The organism is Chryseobacterium sp. 22458, from assembly GCF_052044975.1.
In the GTDB taxonomy this organism is placed as follows: Bacteria; Bacteroidota; Bacteroidia; order Flavobacteriales; family Weeksellaceae; genus Chryseobacterium.
The window spans coordinates 1,296,236-1,314,777 of sequence record NZ_JBQEOA010000001.1; the positions used below are offsets into that span (position 1 = coordinate 1,296,236).

An 18,542-nucleotide genomic window follows, 5' to 3' on the forward strand; every position below is an offset into this window, starting at 1 on the left:
TTTCAGGTATCAGTTTTTTTTTGTAATTTTGCAAACTATTATTCCTAATATCCTTAGGGGTAGCCAAAACAGATATTGATAACAAAAACAATAAAAAAGCAAAACAATGCCAAAATTAAAAACGAAATCAGGTGCTAAGAAACGTTTTGCTCTTACCGGAACAGGTAAGATCAAAAGAAAAAACGCTTACAAAAGCCACATCTTAACTAAGAAAGAAACTAAGCAGAAGAGAAATCTTACTACTACTTCTTACGTAGCTAAAGTGGATGAGAAAAGCGTTCAACGTCAATTAGCAATTAAGTAGTTTTTATAAATCTATATTCGGTTTATAAGAATTCAAACAAATTCAACATTTTAACCCTGAAATGGGGCAGCCAAGCACAATGAAACAGTTTGTCGCACATTTCAAAAAAACAATTTAAATTATGCCAAGATCAGTAAATGCCGTAGCTTCAAGAGCTCGCAGAAAGAAAATTTTTAAGCAAGCTAAAGGTTTTTTCGGTAGAAGAAAGAACGTTTGGACTGTAGCTAAAAACGCGGTAGAAAAAGCAATGCAATATGCTTACCGTGGTAGAAAAGAGAAGAAAAGAAACTTCAGAGCACTTTGGATCACTCGTATCAACGCAGGAACCAGAGAGCACGGAATGTCTTACTCTCAGTTTATGGGAGCTCTTAAAAAGAACAACATTGAGCTTAACAGAAAAGTTTTAGCAGATTTAGCAATGAATCACCCTGAAGCTTTCAAAGCTGTTGTAGATCAAGTAAAATAATGTAGAAACTATTTTTGTTATCAATATAAGTCCCGGGATTTCCCGGGATTTTTTGTTTAAAGACAGAAACCAACTGATCAAACACAAATTCTCACTGGACGGCCAGCTTTTAGTAATCTTTACCATTTCATCAGAAGATTGAAAGATCAGCTTATAAGGTTTAGGAAATCTCTGTTCAATTACAGTCCTGCTTTTTAAGAAAATACATTTTGAATATTCCTTATATTCATCAATTTTGGTAAAAATCATCCTACAAATAAAATAAAAAGAGAAAAAAATTAAATAAAAATCCAGATTAAATGACTTTCAGACTATTATAATAATAAATTGCATAAAAAGATATATTATTATTGAAAAAACAATTAAAACACAATAAGCAATATATAATTATCAGAAAAAAGTCTTTATTTATTATTATATTAGCAATCTATAAAGAGAACAAGAAAAATGAAAAGAATTGCAGCTTTTTTGCTGACCTCTGTTGTTGCACAAAGCATTGGTGCTCAAAGTTTTATTCAGGCTTATCAGGACAGGGCCAATATGGTTACCCAAACAAATATTACAGCCAATCTTCAGGGTTTTGCCGGACTGGGAGTAAAAACTACCGGATCGCTGGCCAATAACAATACGCTGACCTGGCTTAAGGACAAATATCTCGCTTACGGGTATACGGCCAATGAAATGACAGAAGATTCATTTTCCTATGGAAGCGCAACTTCAAAAAACTTAATTATTACCAAAACAGGAACGTTATATCCTAATCAATATGTCATTATTTGCGGACATTACGATACGATTACAGGACCTGGAGTAAGCGACAACGGAAGTGGCACATCCATTATTCTGGAAGCGGCAAGGATATTAAAAGATGTGCCGACAGAATATTCAATAAAATTCATTCATTTTTCCGGTGAAGAGCAAAACCTTTTAGGCAGCAGCCATTATGTAAACAATGTGGCTTATGTAGGAGGAGTCCGTCAGCTAGATATAAAGCTTGTTTTCAATATTGATCAGGTGGGCGGGCTTATCGGAAACACTAACAATACCATCAAATGCGAAAAAGATATCGGCGGAGCTACTTCTTCCAATAATGCAGCATCCGGCGTTGTGACTCAAGAGCTGGCTACCTGTACCAGCCTCTACTCTCCTCTGCAAACTGTCATTTCCAACACCTATGGGTCTGACTATATGCCTTTTGAAGCGAAAGGATATACCATTACCGGGTTTTATGAGCATATCAGGAGCAATAATGAACATACCTCCAATGACACCTTTGCCAATATTGATCCGGTGTATGTCTTTAATGTAGGAAAAGCAGCTGTAGGTGCATTGCAGCATTTTGCCGTAGCCAGTACAGCCAACGATTTCTTAAGTACTCATGAAAATTCTGTAAAAAATTCACCGGACGCTATCAGGATTTATCCTAATCCGGCTAAAGATGTTGTCAATATTGAATTTCCGCAAAATATGAAGCCATTTTTCAAAGCCGAAATCAGTGATATGGCCGGTAACATTGTAATGAATGTTGAAAACCAGAAAAGAATAAATACCTCCGGACTTAAAAACGGAGTTTATATGGTTACGGTAAAGACTGAGCAGGGAAACACTTCCAGAAAGCTTATCATTGAAAAATAAACAATATCATTATTCCGTAAATATCTATATACCAATCTACTAATATACGAATGAAAAAATTTATCACTTTATTGGTGGCTTCATTAGCTTTACAAAGTATAGAAGCTCAAAGTTTTATTCAGGCTTACCAGGACAGGGCGAATATGGTGACCCAGACCAATATTACGGCTAATCTTCAGGCATTTGCCAATTTAGGTGTAAAAACCACAGGCTCACAGGCTAATGCGAATGCACTGACGTGGCTTAAGGATCAGTATACTTCTTATGGATATTCAGCCAGCCAGATGGCCGAAGATTCTTTTCCCTATGGAAACGGAACATCAAAAAATCTGGTCGTTACCAAAACCGGCACATTATACCCTAATACTTTTGTGATTGTTTGCGGGCATTTTGACAGCATCTACGGCCAGGGCGTAAATGATAATGGAAGCGGAACTTCTGTTATCCTTGAAGCAGCAAGGATCCTGAAAGATGTTCCTACCGAATATTCCGTAAAATTTATTCATTTCTCAGGGGAAGAACAGGGGCTTATCGGAAGCAAGCATTATGCAAACTCGGTGGCCTATCAGGGTACAAACCGCCTGCTGGACATCAAACTGGTCATTAATCTTGATCAGGTAGGAGGTGTTATGGGAAACAACAACAATACGGTTTTTTGTGATCAGGATATGGGAGGTCTTTCCTCAAACAATGCAGCTTCTGCAACAGCTACTCAGGAACTCAGAAACTGCACAACGCTCTATTCTCCTCTTTTGACCGATGTTGATCCTGCTGAGAATTCCGATTATATCCCTTTTGAAGCTAAAGGATATACGATTACCGGTTTTTTTGAGAAAATAAGAAGCTCCTATCCACATTCTATAGAAGACACGTTTGCCAATACAGATCCTGTGTATATTTATAATATCGGAAAAGCAACGGTAGGAGCAATACAGCACTTTGCTGTTGCCACCGGAACATTGGGAACCCGGGAAGCCGTTGTAAAAAACTCTCTGGAAGATGTGAAAATCTATCCCAATCCGGTAAAAAACATCATCAGTATTGAGCTTCCGGATCCGGCTATAAGAAATTTCAGTTTTGAAATTACGGACTTCCCGGGCCGATCTATCCTGAAAACGAATAATGAAACCAAAATCAACGTCTCTGGGTTAGAAAACGGTGCTTATCTCGGGATACTAAAAGCGGGTGATAAAACCGTGGTAAGGAAAATACTGATTGAAAAATAAAGATTGATTTATGAATGGATCAGTTTCACCACAAAAGTCACTAAGGCTTATCTTAAATACTTTAGCCCACTTGTGATTAGAAATTATCATTACTGCTAAAATTTAGACAGGCTCACAAAAAAAATCTGCTTTACAGCAATTATACAACCTTTGGATTTTCAAAGGTTTTTTTATGTTTAAGGACAAAACTCAGAAAGGATACCAAACTGACACTAAATTGTTTTAATTTTTAAAATATTTTCAAATCATTAAACACTTTATTGTGATTTATTCACTACATTCGTGTCACCAAACTAAAATAAATAATATGAAAAAACTTACCACATTATTGTGCACCTCTCTGATTGTACAGGGAATTGGCGCTCAAACTTTTATTCAGGCTTATAAGAACAGGGCTGATATGGTGACTCAAACCAATATTACTGCTAATCTTCAGGAGTTTGCCAATCTGGGTGTGAAAACTACAGGCTCCCAGGCTAACACCAATACTTTAAACTGGATCAAAAACAAATATATTTCTTACGGTTATACAGCCAGCCAGATTGAGGAAAGCCCCTTCACCTTCGGATCAACAAGTTCTAAAAACCTGATCATCACCAAAACCGGAACACTATATCCCAATAAATATGTGATTATCTGCGGGCATTTTGACACCATCTATGGGCCGGGAGTGAATGACAACGGCAGCGGAACTTCTATTATCCTGGAAGCCGCAAGAATATTAAAAAATGTTCCTACCGAATATTCAATTAAATTTATTCACTTTTCCGGAGAAGAACAGGGGCTGAGAGGAAGCAGCCATTATGTGAATAATGTTGTGTACCAGGGAGGTGTCCGTAAACTGGATATTAAACTGGTCTTTAACCTTGATCAGGTAGGCGGTGTAAAAGGAAATAACAACAATACGGTATATTGTGATGAAGACCAGGGTGGTCTTTCTTCCAACAATTCAGCCTCTGCCGCTGTTACCCAGCAACTCAGAAATTGTACAGCACTCTACTCTCCTCTTCAGACTGCCGTAGATCCTGCTGCTGATACGGATTACATTCCTTTTGAGCAAAAAGGTGAAGTGATTACCGGTTTTTTTGAAAGAATAAGAAGCACCTATCCTCACTCTTCCAAAGATACTTTTGCCAATGTAGATCCTGTATATGTCTATAATATCGGAAAAGCAACGGTGGGCGCTCTGCAGCATTTCGCAACAGCATCTACAGTTACAGGAACCAATAAAACGGCTTCAAATAATATACTGGAAGGCACAAAGTTCTACCCTAACCCCGCCAATACAATTCTGAATATTGAACTGCCGGATTCTAAAGAAACCCACTTCAGTTTTGAAATCAGCAATTCCATAGGAAGAACACTGCTGAAAGTGAATAATGAAAGAAAGGTTGATGTTTCCGGTCTTCAAAACGGAGTGTATATCGGGACTTTAAAAGCAGGTGATCAAACCCTTGTTAAGAATATAATGATCGAAAGATAATTTAAATAAAACAGAGCAAAAATTGAAATTTTTGCTCTGTTCTTCTTTATTCATATAAGTTTTTAAAGCTGTTCTATGATCTGCTCTTCTGATTTATTTTTCAGATCAATTTTTTTGACAGGAATAAGTTTATTGGGTACAATATTTCCTGCAGGCCTTATCCATTCTTTTACTCCAAAAATAAAATCTAGTTTTGTATTGGGAGTCTGGAAACTTATGAGCTCACCAAAATGGTTCGGATGTCCTTTTTCCGGTATTTCACCCACCACTTCTGCCAGTTTATTATCCAAAACCATGGCTCCAAACATCATCGCACTTGAGAATGTGTTTTTACCAATAACCACATAAGTCTTTCCGTTGAATCTTAACGGATTTTCTGCTGCTTTGACCACTCTTGATCTGATCGGATAAAAATCTCCGTCTTTTATACTTTCATACTCAGGCACGGTTTTATTATTCGACTTTAAAAAATCAGAGTATTCTTTACTTTTTTTCCATTTTCCCTGATAGCTGTTATAGTTTTTATCAGAAAAATAGCTGATCAGAAGGTTTCCTATTGCTGAATTTCCCCCGGAATTGTTGTGAACATCAATTACAAGAGTTTGTACCTGATCTTTTTTGATGCGGGTAAAAATACTGTCGAACTTCAGTTTCCATTCCTCCACAGAAAAAGTACGTTTATCATCGAAGGTATTCACCGTCAAATAAGCAACATTTTTAATTTTTTTATAATCAATAGGTTTAAATTCTTCTTTTTTCCGGGGCTGCACCTTTGAAGCATTAGCTTTCAGCTGTTCCAAAGAAATACTTTTTACAATGGTTTCCGGTCTTCCTTTAAACTTCAGCTTATAATTGTCTGTAATAAAATAGCAGTATTTATTGATCATGATCCAAAACTTATCAACCGCCATCGGAATACGTTCTTCCCTGGCCCCGGGAATCACCCTGGCACAGGTTTCCAATACTTCATTGACAGGCATTCCGTTTAGTGAAATTAATTCATCACCGATGTTGAGACTTGCATCAGAAAAATTTTCGGTCAGTAGCATTTTGCCCTCTTCATATCTGAATTTTAAAGGCAAAACTTTCATATTGTTTCTGATACTGTCAGTCACACAATAATCGGACATTCCGCTGTGCTCATCATTCAAAGTCACAATTAAAGGCTTGGCGAGATAGTAGAAATCCTTTTGGGTCATTCCGTCTTTTAATGACTTCTGGATCTCTGAATATTTTTCTTCGAACTCTGATTTTGAAATTTCAGTGAACGGATTGATGTGGACATTAACAATTTTTTCTCTTATAAAATCCACATCCTGCTCCAACTGCTGTTTTGTAAATTTCTGATCATACAATTCATTACATATTTTCTGAGCAAAGATTGAGCTGGCAGATAATGCCAGTAATAATGCTAGCTTTAGTTTCATTAGAAGTTAGTCTTTGAGGTGATTAGTAACGGTCTGGTTTATTTTGTTACAAAGTAAAAACAGAGCCGGGAAATTCCGGTTTTTTAACGTTATTTTATTCATTTACAATAACTTTTTGAATCTCAGATATTATTCTTTCGCTGATCCATTCTCTATCTTCATTAGAGAGCTCATTGAGAAAACTTCCGTTATTTTCATTAAAATCAGTAAAAACATCCTGTAAAAACTCTTCTTTTATCTCAGAGAGACGGGCCGAATTATTCAAGTCAAGGGCTCCAACCTTAGAAAGTACACTTTCCAGCCGATTTTTTGTCACATATGTTCTTAATTCATCTGTTATGAAAGATAAATTTTCGGTTTTAGAAGAAATATCTGGGATAAATGACCATTTTTCAGCTTTGTGAAATTTATCTTCTTCATCAAACTCCGGATTCTTCAGCTTGATAATCGGCCGGCTGGATAATAATGATATGTCTTTCAGGTCATATGGCTTTATGACCACTCCTTCAATAAGGTTCTGCTCCAGTTCCGGAAGCCCCATTTGCATGGGAACAGGTGAATTGATGCGGGTATTAAAATTCAAAGCTTCATTAAATCTACCTATCAGCAAGGGTTGTGCATGAGGAATTCCAAACCGGACGAAATAAGATACCGCAGATTCATAATCTAAATAGTTTTTTATCCCGTGCTCATTTACTATGGCAATGTCAAATGCATAAAAATGAATATCCGGAGTATAGTAAACACCCGTTTGTATAGCCTGCAAATTCTCTATAGCTTCCACATCTGGATGAGGGTATTTCCCTCCAAATAATTCTCCATAAATGATATATCCGGAACCAGGATTCATAAGTCTCAACTCTTCAAATAAGCGGATCATTTTACTCTCCAATCTGCCAACAACGATCTGGAAACCAAAGAAATCATCTGCCCAGTTAAGATACTCTCTCCTTTTGGCATATTTCAGTTGATTATCTTCATAAGAAAAACTAAAGTTGGCACCGTGGATCTTCTCAGTAACCACCCACTTTAATTTCTCCATTTTCAACATGTCCCTCTCATTAAGACCTGTCTTCTTCAGGGAATCAGGCATCTTTTCATATCCTGAAAATTCATTCATATTCATTGGTTTTATAATGGTTATAATTTCCGGCAAATATAGACATTTGAGTTTAGATGATAAGATAACGACCTGAGGCTCATAACGAATTTATTCTTCAGATTTTAATTTTACAATTTCATCAATCAGCAAAGGAATTACATTTTTTGCCATTGCAATAAAGTCCTGATCTTCAGGTTTTATTTTTATAAAAGCTTTATCTCAAAGGTTATCGGTTTCTGTCTTGAAGGATTTCTTCTATTTCTTCCAGTGAAAATCCTTTTGCTTTCAGTAAGATCAAAAAGTGATACAGCAGGTCGGCAGCTTCATTTTTAAAGAGCGCTTCATTATCATCCTTAGCTTCAATCACCAATTCTACAGCTTCTTCCCCTACTTTTTGGGCAACTTTATTGATTCCTCTCTGGTAGAGTGAATACGTATAAGAATCTTCTGCCTTAGTGTCTATTCTCTGGATGATCTTCTCTTCAAGCTCATATAAAAAGCCTTTGGAATCTTTCTCACCAAAGCAGCTGAAACTTCCCGTGTGGCAGACAACATTCTTCGGAACGGCTTTAATCAGGATTGTGTCCTGATCACAATCGACAGCGATGCTTTTAACTGTCAGAAAATTACCGGACTCCTCTCCTTTTGTCCATAATCTGTTTTTGGAACGGCTGAAAAAAGTGACAATCCCTTCCTGCTTTGTTTTTTCAAAGGCTTCCTCATTCATGTAGCCCAGCATCAGGACCTGCAAGGTTCTTTCATCCTGAATAATCACAGGTACAAGACCGTTATCTTTTTTAAAATCTATATTCATCGTACTTCAATTTTTTGCGTTTTTAGCTGTTGTTTTAAATCCAGAATCCCTATTTCGTTAAAATGGAACACACTGGCTGCTAATGCTCCTGTAGCCTTCGTTTCATCAAACACTTTAATAAAATCACCTACTGCTCCGGCACCTCCTGAAGCAATCACAGGGATATTGACGGCTTCAGAAACCAGCTTTGTAATTCTGAGATCAAATCCGTTTTTGGTTCCGTCACCATCCATAGAAGTGAGCAGGATTTCGCCCGCACCCAAAGCCGCAGCTTCTTTTGCCCACTCTACCGTATTCAGAGCTGTTGCCTGTCTTCCTCCTTTGATGTGTACCAGATCTGTCTGTTCAATCCGTTTGGTGTCAATAGCAACTACAATACACTGGCTTCCGAATTCTTTTGCCAATGCGGAAATCAGCTGCGGATTCTTTACCGCAGAAGAATTGATACTGATCTTGTCGGCACCGGCCTCCAGAAGCCTTCTTACATCTTCAACTGAAGAAATACCACCTCCTACCGTGAACGGAATGCTCAGTTCTTTTGCAATATCCTGTACCAGTTCTACAAATGTTTTTCTGTTTTCAAGAGTTGCTGTAATATCGAGAAAGACCAGTTCATCTGCCCCTTCCAGTTCATATTTTTTGGCCAGCTCTACAGGATCTCCTGCATTTTTAAGACCTTCAAAGTTGATTCCTTTTACCGTACATCCGTCTTTTATATCCAGACACGGAATAATTCTTTTTTTAAGCATTTTCAATGAAATTCTGAAGTTGTTGCAGGCTTATTTTGCCTTCATAAATTGCTTTTCCTATAATGGTACCGGCACATCCGATATCTTTCATTTTATAGACGTCTTTGATGCCCGAGATGCCGCCACTTGCCGTAAGCTGTACTGCCGTTTTATATAAAATTTCAATATAAAGACCTGTGGAGGGACCTTCCAGCATTCCATCCTTTGAAATATCGGTACATATTGCCGATTGAATTCCTTTTTTCTGGTACTGAAGAATGAAATCCACCACATCTTCATCACTTCCTTCCAGCCAGCCTGAGGTTCTGATCTTTCTGTTTTCAAAGTCCGCCCCCAGAATGATCTTGTCCGGACCGTATTTCTGAATCATTTCAACACAAAATTCGGGATTTTGAACAGCTATACTACCCAATGTGATCTGCTGTGCTCCAGAACTAAAGGCGGTTTCTATATCTTCAGCACTTTTTAATCCACCTCCGAAATCAATATGCAAAGCAGTGGATGAAGCGATATTTTCCAGAACCTTCTGATTGACAATATGCTTTGATTTTGCCCCATCCAGGTCAACCACATGAAGAAACCGGATTCCGAAGCTTTCAAATTCCTTTGCTACTTCTACAGGATCTTCATTGTATATTTTCTTTGTATTGTAATCTCCTTTTGATAGGCGGACACATTTGCCGTCGATAATATCAATTGCCGGAATAATTTTCATTTGTTTATTTTTTAGTTGGCTGCGGGTTACAGCTATTTATTTCCCGAGTAAAATTTTGTAAATCATCATTTGTATACCTTCTCTCATAGAGACATTCCATTATAATCGGATAAAATTCCTTAAGATCCGGTTCCCCACATTCCCAGATTTTTCAGGGTGAAACTGTACTGCATAGAAATTGTCTTTCTGTAATGAAGCACTGAACGGGAGAATATAATCACAAACCGAAGTGGTAAAGTCTGAAAGCTCACAATAATAACTGTGAACAAAATAGAGATCATTCTCCTGTTCTACCCCTGAAAATAACGGAGAACCCTGCCCGGAAACACTGTTCCAACCCATATGTGGAACAATATCCCTGGCCGGAAACTTTCTGACATTGATATCAAAGATCCCCATTCCTTCGGTGTTTCCTTCTTCATTTCCTTTACACATCAGCTGCATGCCAAGGCATATTCCCAAGACAGGCTGTTTCAAAGCCGGAATCAGCAAATCAAGTTTTTTTTCTTTCAATAGCTTCATCGTGGATGAGGCTTCTCCTACGCCCGGGAAGATTACTTTATCAGCCTTCAGGATCAACTCCGGATCATCTGTAATGATGGACTCTGTATTCAGTCTGTTAAGCGCATTCTGAACGGAATTTACATTTCCCCCGTTATATTTTATTATTGCAATCATCGTATCTTGATTTTAATCTCTTTATAAGCTTCCTTTTGTAGAGGGTAAACTGTAATTAGCATCTGACTGGTTCACCGCCATTTTAACCGCCTTGGCAAAAGCTTTGAAAATGGATTCTATTTTGTGGTGCTCATTGTCCCCCTCCGCTTTGATATTCAGGTTTGATTTTGAAGAATCAGTAAAGGACTTGAAAAAGTGAAAGAACATTTCGGTAGGCATATCCCCTATTTTTTCTCTTTTGAACGCTGCATCCCAAACCAGCCACGGCCTGCCACCGAAATCAATTGCTACCTGAGAAAGGCAATCATCCATGGGAAGGAGAAATCCATATCTTTCAATTCCTTTTTTCTTTCCTAATGCTTTTACAATAGCTTCGCCCAAAACGATTCCCGTATCTTCTATGGTATGGTGTTCGTCTACCGCAAGATCTCCAATTACTTTTATGGTAAGATCCATATTTCCATGCCTTGCGATCTGGTCCAGCATGTGATCAAAAAAGTGAAGACCTGTTGAGATTTCAGATTTCCCTTTACCATCAAGATTCACTTCAATTTCGATATCCGTTTCATTGGTCTTTCTGCTTAGTCTGGCAGTCCGCATTCCCGATTTTAAAAACTGATAAATCTCTGCCCATGAAGTAGTGACCAGGCTCGCATCTGTATTAAAGCTTTTATTTAGAAAAACAGATTTAGTCCCCATGTTTTTAGCTAGTTGAATATCGCTACTTCTATCACCAATTACATAGGAATTTTCCAGATCATAATCTCCATAAATATATTTTCCTAGCATTCCTGTTCCCGGTTTCCTGGTTGGAAGGTTTTCGTGTTCAAAGCTTTTATCAATCAGAATATCATTGAAGATAATTCCTTCATTTCTGAAGGCTTCCAACATCTTTTCATGAGGCTTAATAAAATCATCAAACGGAAAGCTTTCGGTTCCCAAACCATCCTGATTGGTTACCATCACCAGTTCATAATCAAGCTCGTTGGCTATTTTGGAGAGGTTCTGAAACACTCCCGGATAAAACTCCAGTTTTTCCAGTGAATCTACCTGAAAATCCGTAGGCGGTTCTATGATGAGGGTTCCGTCCCGGTCTATAAAGAGTACTTTTTTCATAATCATATATTTTTCAACAGATTGACTAATTTTTCATTATCCTGACGGCTTCCTACATTAATCCTGATACACCCCGGAATCGCAGGATCTCTCCTGCTTGTCAGAATTTCTTTTTCCAGCATTTTTCCGTACACTTTTTCTACCTCTTTCATTTTAATTAAAAAGAAGTTGGCATCTGTAGGAAATATTCTTGCAATGCATTCAATAGCTTCAAGCTCTTGCTGCAGCCAAGCCCTTTCTGCCAGGATATTATTTACATTTTCATTAAGCCGGTCATCATCCAATGTTTTCAGGATCAGTTCCTGGCTCAATACATTAACATTATAAGGTGCTTTTACGGTATTGATCAGCCTTATAATCTCTTCGGATGCATAAGCCATTCCTACTCTTGCCCCTGCGGTGCCCCATGCCTTTGAAAATGTCTGAAGGACAATCAGATTAGGATATTGATCCAGCAGTTCCAGACTTGACTTTTTACCGGAAAACTCAATATAAGCTTCATCTACCACCACAATACCGTTAAAGTTCTGAAGATAAAATTCAATATCATCGATGCTGTTTCCTGTAGGATTATTGGGTGAACATAAAAAGAAAACCTTTATAGATTCTTCTTTCACTATATTTAAAAAGTCATCTTTCACGATCTCAAAATTTTCATTTAGTTGAAGCTGTAAAACCCTGTTTTCATTGATTGCAGCATAGAAACCGTACATGGCAAAGGAAGGATTCATCATTAAAACCGAATCTTTTTTAGGCTCACAAAAAATTTTAATAATCAGATCAATAAGCTCATCACTTCCGTTCCCGATGGCAATCTGCAACGGTGAAAGGTTTTTAAGTGCTGCCAGGCGATTTTTAAGCTTTTTCTGGGTAGAATCCGGGTAACGGTTGCATTCTCCGAAAGGGCTTTCGTTGGCATCCAGGAATACAGGCGCACTGAATTCGTTATGATCCCTAAAACTGATATAAGGTTGTAATTTTAAAATATTTTCTCTTACTAAACTTTTGATATTGATGGTTGTGTTGTTCATTTTATTGTTTTTCATTTATTAATGGTATGAATTCTTTAAGATGTTAGTTTATTCTTTTTATAACCGCAAGACAAAAAGATTAAGAAAATAAAGCTCTCGCAGATCACACAGATTTCGCAGATTTTTACGCTGAAATAAATCTGCGTCATCTGCTAAATCTACGAGCAATTAAAAAAATAAGCGACATCCCATTTTTTCTCTTATACAATTATTGCTTATTTTAAAAACAGATTTTTTCATTAATTTTTATGTCTTTCTGCTTACCAACTATAAAGATTGTAATCTTATTGATACTGCATTTTTGTGGGCAAGCAATCCTTCCGCCTCTGCCATGATCTCTATTGTTTTTCCCAGATTCTGAAGCCCTTCTTTTGAAAGATGCTGGAATGTAATTTTCTTTACAAAACTATCCAGAGATACTCCGCTGTAATTCCTTGCATAGGCATTGGTGGGAAGGGTATGATTGGTTCCGCTGGCGTAATCTCCAGCGCTTTCACAGGAGTAGTTCCCAAGAAAAACCGACCCTGCATTCCGGACTTCTGGAATATATTTTTCAAAATCACTGAGGGCCAGGATAAGGTGTTCGGGGGCATAAAGATTGCTGAACTCAACCGCTTCTTCAATGGAATTCAGGATAATAAAAGAACTGTTTTCTAAAGCTTTTCCTGCAAATTCATTCCGGGGTAAGTCTTTTATTTGAAATTCAATAGCACTTATTGTTTCATCAAAAACTTTAAGGTCTGTCGTAATAAAAACCACCTGACTGTCACTTCCGTGTTCTGCCTGTGAAAGAAGGTCTGCGGCACAGAATTCAGGTACAGCCTGCTCATCTGCAATCACAAGGACCTCGCTTGGGCCTGCCGGCATATCGATGGCAACTCCGTAACGCTGGGCATATTCTTTAGCGGCTACTACAAACTGGTTACCCGGGCCAAAGATTTTGGACACTCCCGGAATACTTTCTGTTCCCAGGGTCATCGCTGCGATAGCCTGTGCTCCGCCGGTTTTAAAGATACCGGAAACCCCGCAAAGCTTTGCTGCATAGAGAATAGCAGGATTGATGTTTCCGTTTTTATCCGGTGGCGTGCAGAGAACAATTTCTTTACAGCCGGCAAGATTGGCAGGAACGGCCAGCATCAGAACTGTTGAGAATAAAGGTGCTGTACCTCCCGGAATATACATCCCTACTTTTTCTACAGCCCGGTTTTCTCTCCAGCAAATCACTCCTTTTGTGGTTTCAATTTTCCGGATCTCCTGCTTTTGTGATGCGTGAAATTTTGAAATATTTTCTTTGGCCTGCTGAATAGCTTCTTTTAGCTCATCACTGATCAGATTTTCAGCATTTTCAATTTCCTCTTTGGTCACTGCAATGCTTTGAGTGTCTGCTTTATCAAATTTTTTATTAAACTCTATTAAAGCTTTATCTCCGTTTTTTTCAACTTCAGTAAAAATTTCTGTTATAAGCCCTGAAACTTCTTCCTGCTCCAGAACAGGACGTTTTACCAGGTCTTTCCAGGTTTCTTTTGTAGGATATCTGTATATTTTCATTGTACTTTTTTAATTTTTTTTGAACCATTAAGATTCTTTTAAGTTGTTAGGTTTTATTAAGATCATAGCTGAAGTTATTCTATTTCAACTGCCTGATACCTTAACTCAATTTTTTTTATGAACGCAAAGGCGCAAGTTTTTTAAATCTTTACTTTTTTAAGGCGCAAGAAAATCTAAGATTTTCAGCAAGTGCTTGTGACTTAAAGCAGCATTCAATTTTGTCGCAGATAAAATCTTTGCGCTTTAAAACAGTATTGATTTCATTTTCATTACGCCTTTGCGTTAACCCATATTATCATTCTTCAACTCACATTATCACCTTAATGATTAGTTAGATTCTTTATATAACCATTTTATCAATTGGGATGATTAGAATATCCTGGGCTCCATTCTCTTTCAGTTCGTCAATGACTTCCCAGAAACGTTCTTCATCAATGACAGAATGAATACTGCTCCAGCCTTCTTCAGCCAACGGAATAACTGTAGGGCTTTTTAATACAGGAAGAACCTCTGATATTTTCTGAATTTTTTCATTGGGAACATTCATCAGAATATATTTTGAATTTTTTGCTTTTAACACAGCCTGAATTCTGAACAGGAATTTCTGAAGAACAGCTTCTTTTTCAGGAGATAGTTGTGGAGTTTGAGCTAAAACAGCTTCCGATTTTAATAAAGTAACGGTTTCTCTCAATCCGTTTTTGAATAAAGTACTTCCGGAGCTTACAATATCACAGATCCCATCTGCAAGCCCGATATTGGGGGCAATTTCCACAGATCCGGAAATGACGTGAATATCTGATGTAATCCCCTTTTCTTCCAAGAAGTTTTTTAAGGTATTCGGGTAAGAAGTGGCTATTTTTTTACCTTGGAAGTAAGTGAGATCATCGGTTTCAATTTCTTTGGGAACAGCGATGGAAACACGGCATTTTGAAAAACCAAGTTTCTCTACAATTCTGATGTCTTTCTTTTTTTCGATCAGAAGGTTTTCGCCCACGATGGCAATATCCACTACCCCGTCTTCAAGGTATTGCGGAATATCGGAATTCCTGAGGTACATGATTTCCATTGGGAAATTATCTACTGAAACTTTGAGCTGGTCTTTCCCGTTGTTGACAAAGATTCCACAATCTTTGAGAAGCTGTAAAGATTCTTCGTAAAGTCGGCCGCTTTTCTGAATTGCAATTTTTAATTTACTCATTTCGTCTTTTATGAGTCCGAGTAAATAAAACTGATCTGATGAAATTTCTGAGGAGAATTCAGGAACAAAAAAACCGTCTATTTACTCAGACGGTTTTTAATTATTTTTGATTTTAGCACAATCCTATATCAATCAATTCCGTCTAACAGATATGATGATGATAATGATGTAATGCTAAAAATATTGACTTCATTGTATTGAATTATGATGCAAATGTAGGGTTTATTTTTAAAATGCAAAGTTTTTTCAGATAATTTTTTGATAAAAATTCATCAGCTCTCTGGCTATAGGCTCATCATTAAACTTCTGAACAAACCCGAAACCCTTTTCAGCACGGCGTTTTCTTTCGGATTCATTTTCCCATAAAAATTTAATCTTAGCCCTGATGTCAAGTTCATTATCAGGATTGATATACACTGAATCTTTTCCTCCCGCTTCGGGCAGGCAGCTTGTATTGCTCGTTACGACAACTGTATTGGAAAAAAGGGCTTCAATAACAGGAATCCCGAAGCCTTCAAAGAAGCTGGGATACACAAATATATCAGCCAGTTTATAGATGGCAGCCAGCTCATCCATAGAAACACCTTCCAGGAAAAGCACCTGCTGCTGCATTTTGTTTTTCTTCAGGAAGTTTTCTATTTTCTGATAGTATTTTGTCTTTCTTCCCACAACTACCAATGGAATTCCGGTCCCGTTGATGGCTTTTACAACATTCAAAAGGTTTTTGCGTTCTTCGATGGTTCCAACGTTCAGGATAAATCTTTCGGGAAACTTGAATTTCTCCATGGTTTCTTGAATCATTTCCGGAGACTGCTGCTCTTTAAAAGCTTTATGACAGCCCTGATAAATAACTTCAATTTTACTTTCAGGGACTTTTAAAAATTCAATGATATCCCTTTTTGTCTGCTCTGAAATGGCGATGATCTTGTCTGCTGTATCTGCTGCCTTTTTAAATTTCCAGAAATGGATTTTCCGGTCAAAAAAAGAATAATATTTTGGATAGCGTACAAAGATCAGATCGTGAATGGTAACGATTTTTTTTATTGGCTTTTTGTCCCATTTCAAAGGGAGTTCGCCGGATAAACCGTGAAAGATATCGGCACCCTGCTTCTGGGCATCCTTCCCCATTTTAAACTGCCGGGAAAGGTTTCCTTTTGAAGTCTGGATAAATTTCACATCAGGCTGTTCCAGAATATCTTTCCCCCGTTCAGATCTGTTTTTATTGAGCAGCAGATATTCATTCTCCGGAAAGTAGCGGGAAAGTATTCTGACAAGGTCTCTTGAATAGTTTCCCAGACCGGACGTATTATGGAAAAAACGTTTGGCATCAAAAGCAATCTTCATCGTTGTATCTGTTTTTGAAATTCCTGAAATGTTCCGAATGAATGACCTTTCTCTTTCAGCCAGCCTACAAACGAGTCGAATCTTTCTACCATGTCTTTTCCTGAATTCTTTACTGTAAAGCCAGGAAGTTTAAAAGCTTCGTCTTTGATCTCCGCAAATTCCCAAGGATGAAAATAAATGTTCAGATACTGATCTTTTTTCAAACAGTCCGAAGCTAGTTTTTTGTAGAAAAATAAAGGAAAATTGTGAAAGCTTAACCAAAACAAAGGAATTCTGAAATTAGGTGATACCGATGCCGGTACCTGTGTTACATTTCCTTCCTTGAAATAGGTCCTGGATACTTTCAAATTATTATATCTTCCCGGTAAAAATGTGGGATTGATGGAAGAATTGTAAGAATATCCAGCCTTTTCAACCTCTTTTTCATCTACAGGCATCATTCTTGGCATTCTCAATCCGGTAACTTTTGTAGAAAATAATTCTTCCAGTTTTTCTCTTGACTCCTTCAGATGCCTGTCTTCAAACTCTGAATGAAACCATGTGTGGGAAGCCAGCTCATGGCCTTCCTCCAGTAATCTTGCAATAAGATGCTTACTGTTTTCTGCAAAGACTACTGTAGAAAAAAAGGTAGCTTTGGCGTTATGTTTTTTCAGGATGTCTAAGATTCTTTCCAATCCTGTCTGTGAAATTGAAATTTGTTTTTCAAAGGGAATTTCACCCTTATATTCTAACGGCATATCAAATTCTTCAATGTCAAAACTCAATAATACCATTTTAAAAATTTTTGTTTTTAATAATATAATTAGGTCTGTCTTTCACCTGTTTAAATATTTTACCTAAATAAATTCCCATGATTCCCATAATGATCAGTTGCAGACCGCCAAAGAAAACAATGGTCATGATCAGTGATGCCCAGCCTGAGATCTCGGTTTTTGCAATAAATGAATGGATGACATATACTCCGTACCCGATTACAGAAAGAGCGGAGAATAAAAAGCCCAGATAAGCTGCCAGATAAAGTGGTTTTACACTGAAAGCCGTAATTCCTGTAAAAGCGAAAGTAAACATCTTTTTAAGGTTGTAGCTGCTTTTTCCTGAAAGTCTTTCTGCAGCGGTAAAATCTATTCCAATCTGCTTGAAACCCATCCAGCTTGTTAATCCTCTGAGGAATAAATCGTCTTCATTAAAGTTTCTCATGACTTCAACTGCTTTTGCATCCAGCAATCTGAAATCCGAACCTCCTCCTTTCGTTAAATTAACATCCGATAAGCTCGATAAAAGTTTATAAAACAGGTCAGATGTTTTTCTTTTAAAAAAGGAAATCTCTTTGGGATAGGTTCTGAAGGTAAAAACCACATCATATCCCTCTTCCCATTTTCTGATCATTTCGGGGATAATTTCCGGTGGATGCTGGAGATCACCATCCATAGAGATCACTGCATTTCCCTGAGCATTGTCCATTCCGGCCTTTACAGCTGGCTGATGTCCGAAATTCCGGGAAAATTCAATGAATTTCACTTCTTCATACCGGTTGGAAAGTTCTTCAAGTTTTTGTTGCGTATTGTCTCTGCTGCCGTCATTTACAAATATGATTTCAAAGTCATAGCTGTTCAGACCCTCAAAAACCTCTTTGATCTTCTGATGGATCATGGCAACATTTCCTTCTTCGTTATAGGCGGGAATTACAATTGAAATTTTCTTCATAT

Annotated in this window: 18 protein-coding genes; 5 read left to right on the top strand and 13 right to left on the bottom strand. The window is 37.6% G+C overall.

The window, feature by feature from the left end; genetic code table 11:
- Positions 1-106: 106 nt before the first annotated feature.
- The 5 genes from rpmI (at position 107) to ACTJJF_RS05780 (ending at position 5,114) form a co-directional block, all read left to right on the top strand.
- A complete protein-coding gene (gene rpmI, locus ACTJJF_RS05760) occupies positions 107-304 on the top strand; it encodes a 50S ribosomal protein L35 (protein WP_034676300.1) in 198 nt (65 codons plus the stop codon).
- Positions 305-425: 121 nt separating this feature from the next.
- Positions 426-770, top strand: coding sequence for a 50S ribosomal protein L20 (gene rplT / locus ACTJJF_RS05765; RefSeq protein WP_034694451.1), 345 nt, complete (start codon positions 426-428; stop codon positions 768-770).
- A gap of 447 nt (positions 771-1,217) precedes the next feature.
- Positions 1,218-2,405: a M28 family peptidase gene (locus ACTJJF_RS05770; RefSeq protein WP_440698999.1), complete on the top strand. Its 1,188-nt coding sequence runs from the start codon at positions 1,218-1,220 to the stop codon at positions 2,403-2,405.
- Between the two features lie 50 nt (positions 2,406-2,455).
- The gene (locus tag ACTJJF_RS05775; protein ID WP_430801691.1) at positions 2,456-3,631 is read left to right on the top strand and encodes a M28 family peptidase; all 1,176 of its coding nucleotides are present in this window, start codon (positions 2,456-2,458) and stop codon (positions 3,629-3,631) included.
- A 307-nt stretch (positions 3,632-3,938) separates the two neighbouring features.
- Positions 3,939-5,114, top strand: a complete 1,176-nt coding sequence (locus ACTJJF_RS05780; RefSeq protein ID WP_440699000.1) for a M28 family peptidase — start codon at positions 3,939-3,941, stop codon at positions 5,112-5,114.
- 62 nt (positions 5,115-5,176) lie between these two features.
- On the opposite strand, the gene ACTJJF_RS05785 is transcribed toward ACTJJF_RS05780, so the two are convergent.
- The 13 genes from ACTJJF_RS05785 to ACTJJF_RS05845 form a co-directional block, all read right to left on the bottom strand.
- On the bottom strand, positions 5,177-6,541 hold the full coding sequence (locus tag ACTJJF_RS05785; protein ID WP_440699001.1) for a S41 family peptidase: 1,365 nt from the start codon (positions 6,539-6,541) through the stop codon (positions 5,177-5,179).
- Between the two features lie 94 nt (positions 6,542-6,635).
- Entirely contained in the window at positions 6,636-7,661 is a 1,026-nt protein-coding gene (locus ACTJJF_RS05790) for an RNA ligase family protein (RefSeq protein WP_440699002.1), read from the bottom strand.
- A 208-nt stretch (positions 7,662-7,869) separates the two neighbouring features.
- Complete coding sequence (gene hisIE / locus ACTJJF_RS05795) at positions 7,870-8,457, bottom strand: bifunctional phosphoribosyl-AMP cyclohydrolase/phosphoribosyl-ATP diphosphatase HisIE (RefSeq protein ID WP_312303735.1); 588 nt, start codon at positions 8,455-8,457, stop codon at positions 7,870-7,872.
- Positions 8,454-9,206 carry an imidazole glycerol phosphate synthase subunit HisF gene (gene hisF, locus ACTJJF_RS05800; protein ID WP_440699003.1) on the bottom strand — a complete coding sequence of 251 codons (753 nt, stop codon included), beginning with the start codon at positions 9,204-9,206 and terminating at the stop codon, positions 8,454-8,456. The genes hisIE and hisF overlap by 4 nt, the downstream gene beginning before the upstream one ends.
- On the bottom strand, positions 9,199-9,921 hold the full coding sequence (gene hisA / locus ACTJJF_RS05805) for a 1-(5-phosphoribosyl)-5-[(5-phosphoribosylamino)methylideneamino]imidazole-4-carboxamide isomerase (RefSeq protein WP_312303739.1): 723 nt from the start codon (positions 9,919-9,921) through the stop codon (positions 9,199-9,201). Before hisA ends, hisF begins: the two co-directional genes overlap by 8 nt.
- 99 nt (positions 9,922-10,020) lie before the next feature.
- A complete protein-coding gene (gene hisH / locus ACTJJF_RS05810) occupies positions 10,021-10,599 on the bottom strand; it encodes an imidazole glycerol phosphate synthase subunit HisH (protein ID WP_440699004.1) in 579 nt (192 codons plus the stop codon).
- Between the two features lie 21 nt (positions 10,600-10,620).
- Positions 10,621-11,715, bottom strand: coding sequence for a bifunctional histidinol-phosphatase/imidazoleglycerol-phosphate dehydratase HisB (gene hisB / locus ACTJJF_RS05815; RefSeq protein WP_440699005.1), 1,095 nt, complete (start codon positions 11,713-11,715; stop codon positions 10,621-10,623).
- A 2-nt stretch (positions 11,716-11,717) separates the two neighbouring features.
- Positions 11,718-12,761, bottom strand: coding sequence for a histidinol-phosphate transaminase (hisC, locus tag ACTJJF_RS05820; RefSeq protein ID WP_440699006.1), 1,044 nt, complete (start codon positions 12,759-12,761; stop codon positions 11,718-11,720).
- A gap of 252 nt (positions 12,762-13,013) precedes the next feature.
- Positions 13,014-14,294: a histidinol dehydrogenase gene (gene hisD, locus ACTJJF_RS05825; protein WP_440699007.1), complete on the bottom strand. Its 1,281-nt coding sequence runs from the start codon at positions 14,292-14,294 to the stop codon at positions 13,014-13,016.
- 340 nt (positions 14,295-14,634) lie between these two features.
- Entirely contained in the window at positions 14,635-15,492 is an 858-nt protein-coding gene (hisG, locus tag ACTJJF_RS05830) for an ATP phosphoribosyltransferase (RefSeq protein WP_312303748.1), read from the bottom strand.
- Between the two features lie 246 nt (positions 15,493-15,738).
- Positions 15,739-16,836 carry a glycosyltransferase family 4 protein gene (locus ACTJJF_RS05835; protein WP_440699008.1) on the bottom strand — a complete coding sequence of 366 codons (1,098 nt, stop codon included), beginning with the start codon at positions 16,834-16,836 and terminating at the stop codon, positions 15,739-15,741.
- Positions 16,833-17,609 (bottom strand): polysaccharide deacetylase family protein, encoded by a 777-nt coding sequence (locus tag ACTJJF_RS05840; protein WP_312303753.1) that lies wholly within the window; start codon positions 17,607-17,609, stop codon positions 16,833-16,835. Before ACTJJF_RS05840 ends, ACTJJF_RS05835 begins: the two co-directional genes overlap by 4 nt.
- A 1-nt stretch (position 17,610) precedes the next feature.
- Positions 17,611-18,540 carry a glycosyltransferase family 2 protein gene (locus ACTJJF_RS05845; RefSeq protein ID WP_440699009.1) on the bottom strand — a complete coding sequence of 310 codons (930 nt, stop codon included), beginning with the start codon at positions 18,538-18,540 and terminating at the stop codon, positions 17,611-17,613.
- Between the last annotated feature and the right edge of the window lie 2 nt (positions 18,541-18,542).

What these genes read in the sequence shown, in the direction of transcription:
- rpmI (WP_034676300.1), top strand. Translation starts at nt 107, where the DNA reads ATGCCAAAATTAAAAACGAAATCAGGTGCTAAGAAACGTTTTGCTCTT.
- rplT (WP_034694451.1), top strand. Translation starts at nt 426, where the DNA reads ATGCCAAGATCAGTAAATGCCGTAGCTTCAAGAGCTCGCAGAAAGAAA.
- ACTJJF_RS05770 (WP_440698999.1), top strand. Translation starts at nt 1,218, where the DNA reads ATGAAAAGAATTGCAGCTTTTTTGCTGACCTCTGTTGTTGCACAAAGC.
- ACTJJF_RS05775 (WP_430801691.1), top strand. Translation starts at nt 2,456, where the DNA reads ATGAAAAAATTTATCACTTTATTGGTGGCTTCATTAGCTTTACAAAGT.
- ACTJJF_RS05780 (WP_440699000.1), top strand. Translation starts at nt 3,939, where the DNA reads ATGAAAAAACTTACCACATTATTGTGCACCTCTCTGATTGTACAGGGA.
- ACTJJF_RS05785 (WP_440699001.1), bottom strand. Translation starts at nt 6,541, where the DNA reads ATGAAACTAAAGCTAGCATTATTACTGGCATTATCTGCCAGCTCAATC.
- ACTJJF_RS05790 (WP_440699002.1), bottom strand. Translation starts at nt 7,661, where the DNA reads ATGAATGAATTTTCAGGATATGAAAAGATGCCTGATTCCCTGAAGAAG.
- hisIE (WP_312303735.1), bottom strand. Translation starts at nt 8,457, where the DNA reads ATGAATATAGATTTTAAAAAAGATAACGGTCTTGTACCTGTGATTATT.
- hisF (WP_440699003.1), bottom strand. Translation starts at nt 9,206, where the DNA reads ATGCTTAAAAAAAGAATTATTCCGTGTCTGGATATAAAAGACGGATGT.
- hisA (WP_312303739.1), bottom strand. Translation starts at nt 9,921, where the DNA reads ATGAAAATTATTCCGGCAATTGATATTATCGACGGCAAATGTGTCCGC.
- hisH (WP_440699004.1), bottom strand. Translation starts at nt 10,599, where the DNA reads ATGATTGCAATAATAAAATATAACGGGGGAAATGTAAATTCCGTTCAG.
- hisB (WP_440699005.1), bottom strand. Translation starts at nt 11,715, where the DNA reads ATGAAAAAAGTACTCTTTATAGACCGGGACGGAACCCTCATCATAGAA.
- hisC (WP_440699006.1), bottom strand. Translation starts at nt 12,761, where the DNA reads ATGAAAAACAATAAAATGAACAACACAACCATCAATATCAAAAGTTTA.
- hisD (WP_440699007.1), bottom strand. Translation starts at nt 14,294, where the DNA reads ATGAAAATATACAGATATCCTACAAAAGAAACCTGGAAAGACCTGGTA.
- hisG (WP_312303748.1), bottom strand. Translation starts at nt 15,492, where the DNA reads ATGAGTAAATTAAAAATTGCAATTCAGAAAAGCGGCCGACTTTACGAA.
- ACTJJF_RS05835 (WP_440699008.1), bottom strand. Translation starts at nt 16,836, where the DNA reads ATGAAGATTGCTTTTGATGCCAAACGTTTTTTCCATAATACGTCCGGT.
- ACTJJF_RS05840 (WP_312303753.1), bottom strand. Translation starts at nt 17,609, where the DNA reads ATGGTATTATTGAGTTTTGACATTGAAGAATTTGATATGCCGTTAGAA.
- ACTJJF_RS05845 (WP_440699009.1), bottom strand. Translation starts at nt 18,540, where the DNA reads ATGAAGAAAATTTCAATTGTAATTCCCGCCTATAACGAAGAAGGAAAT.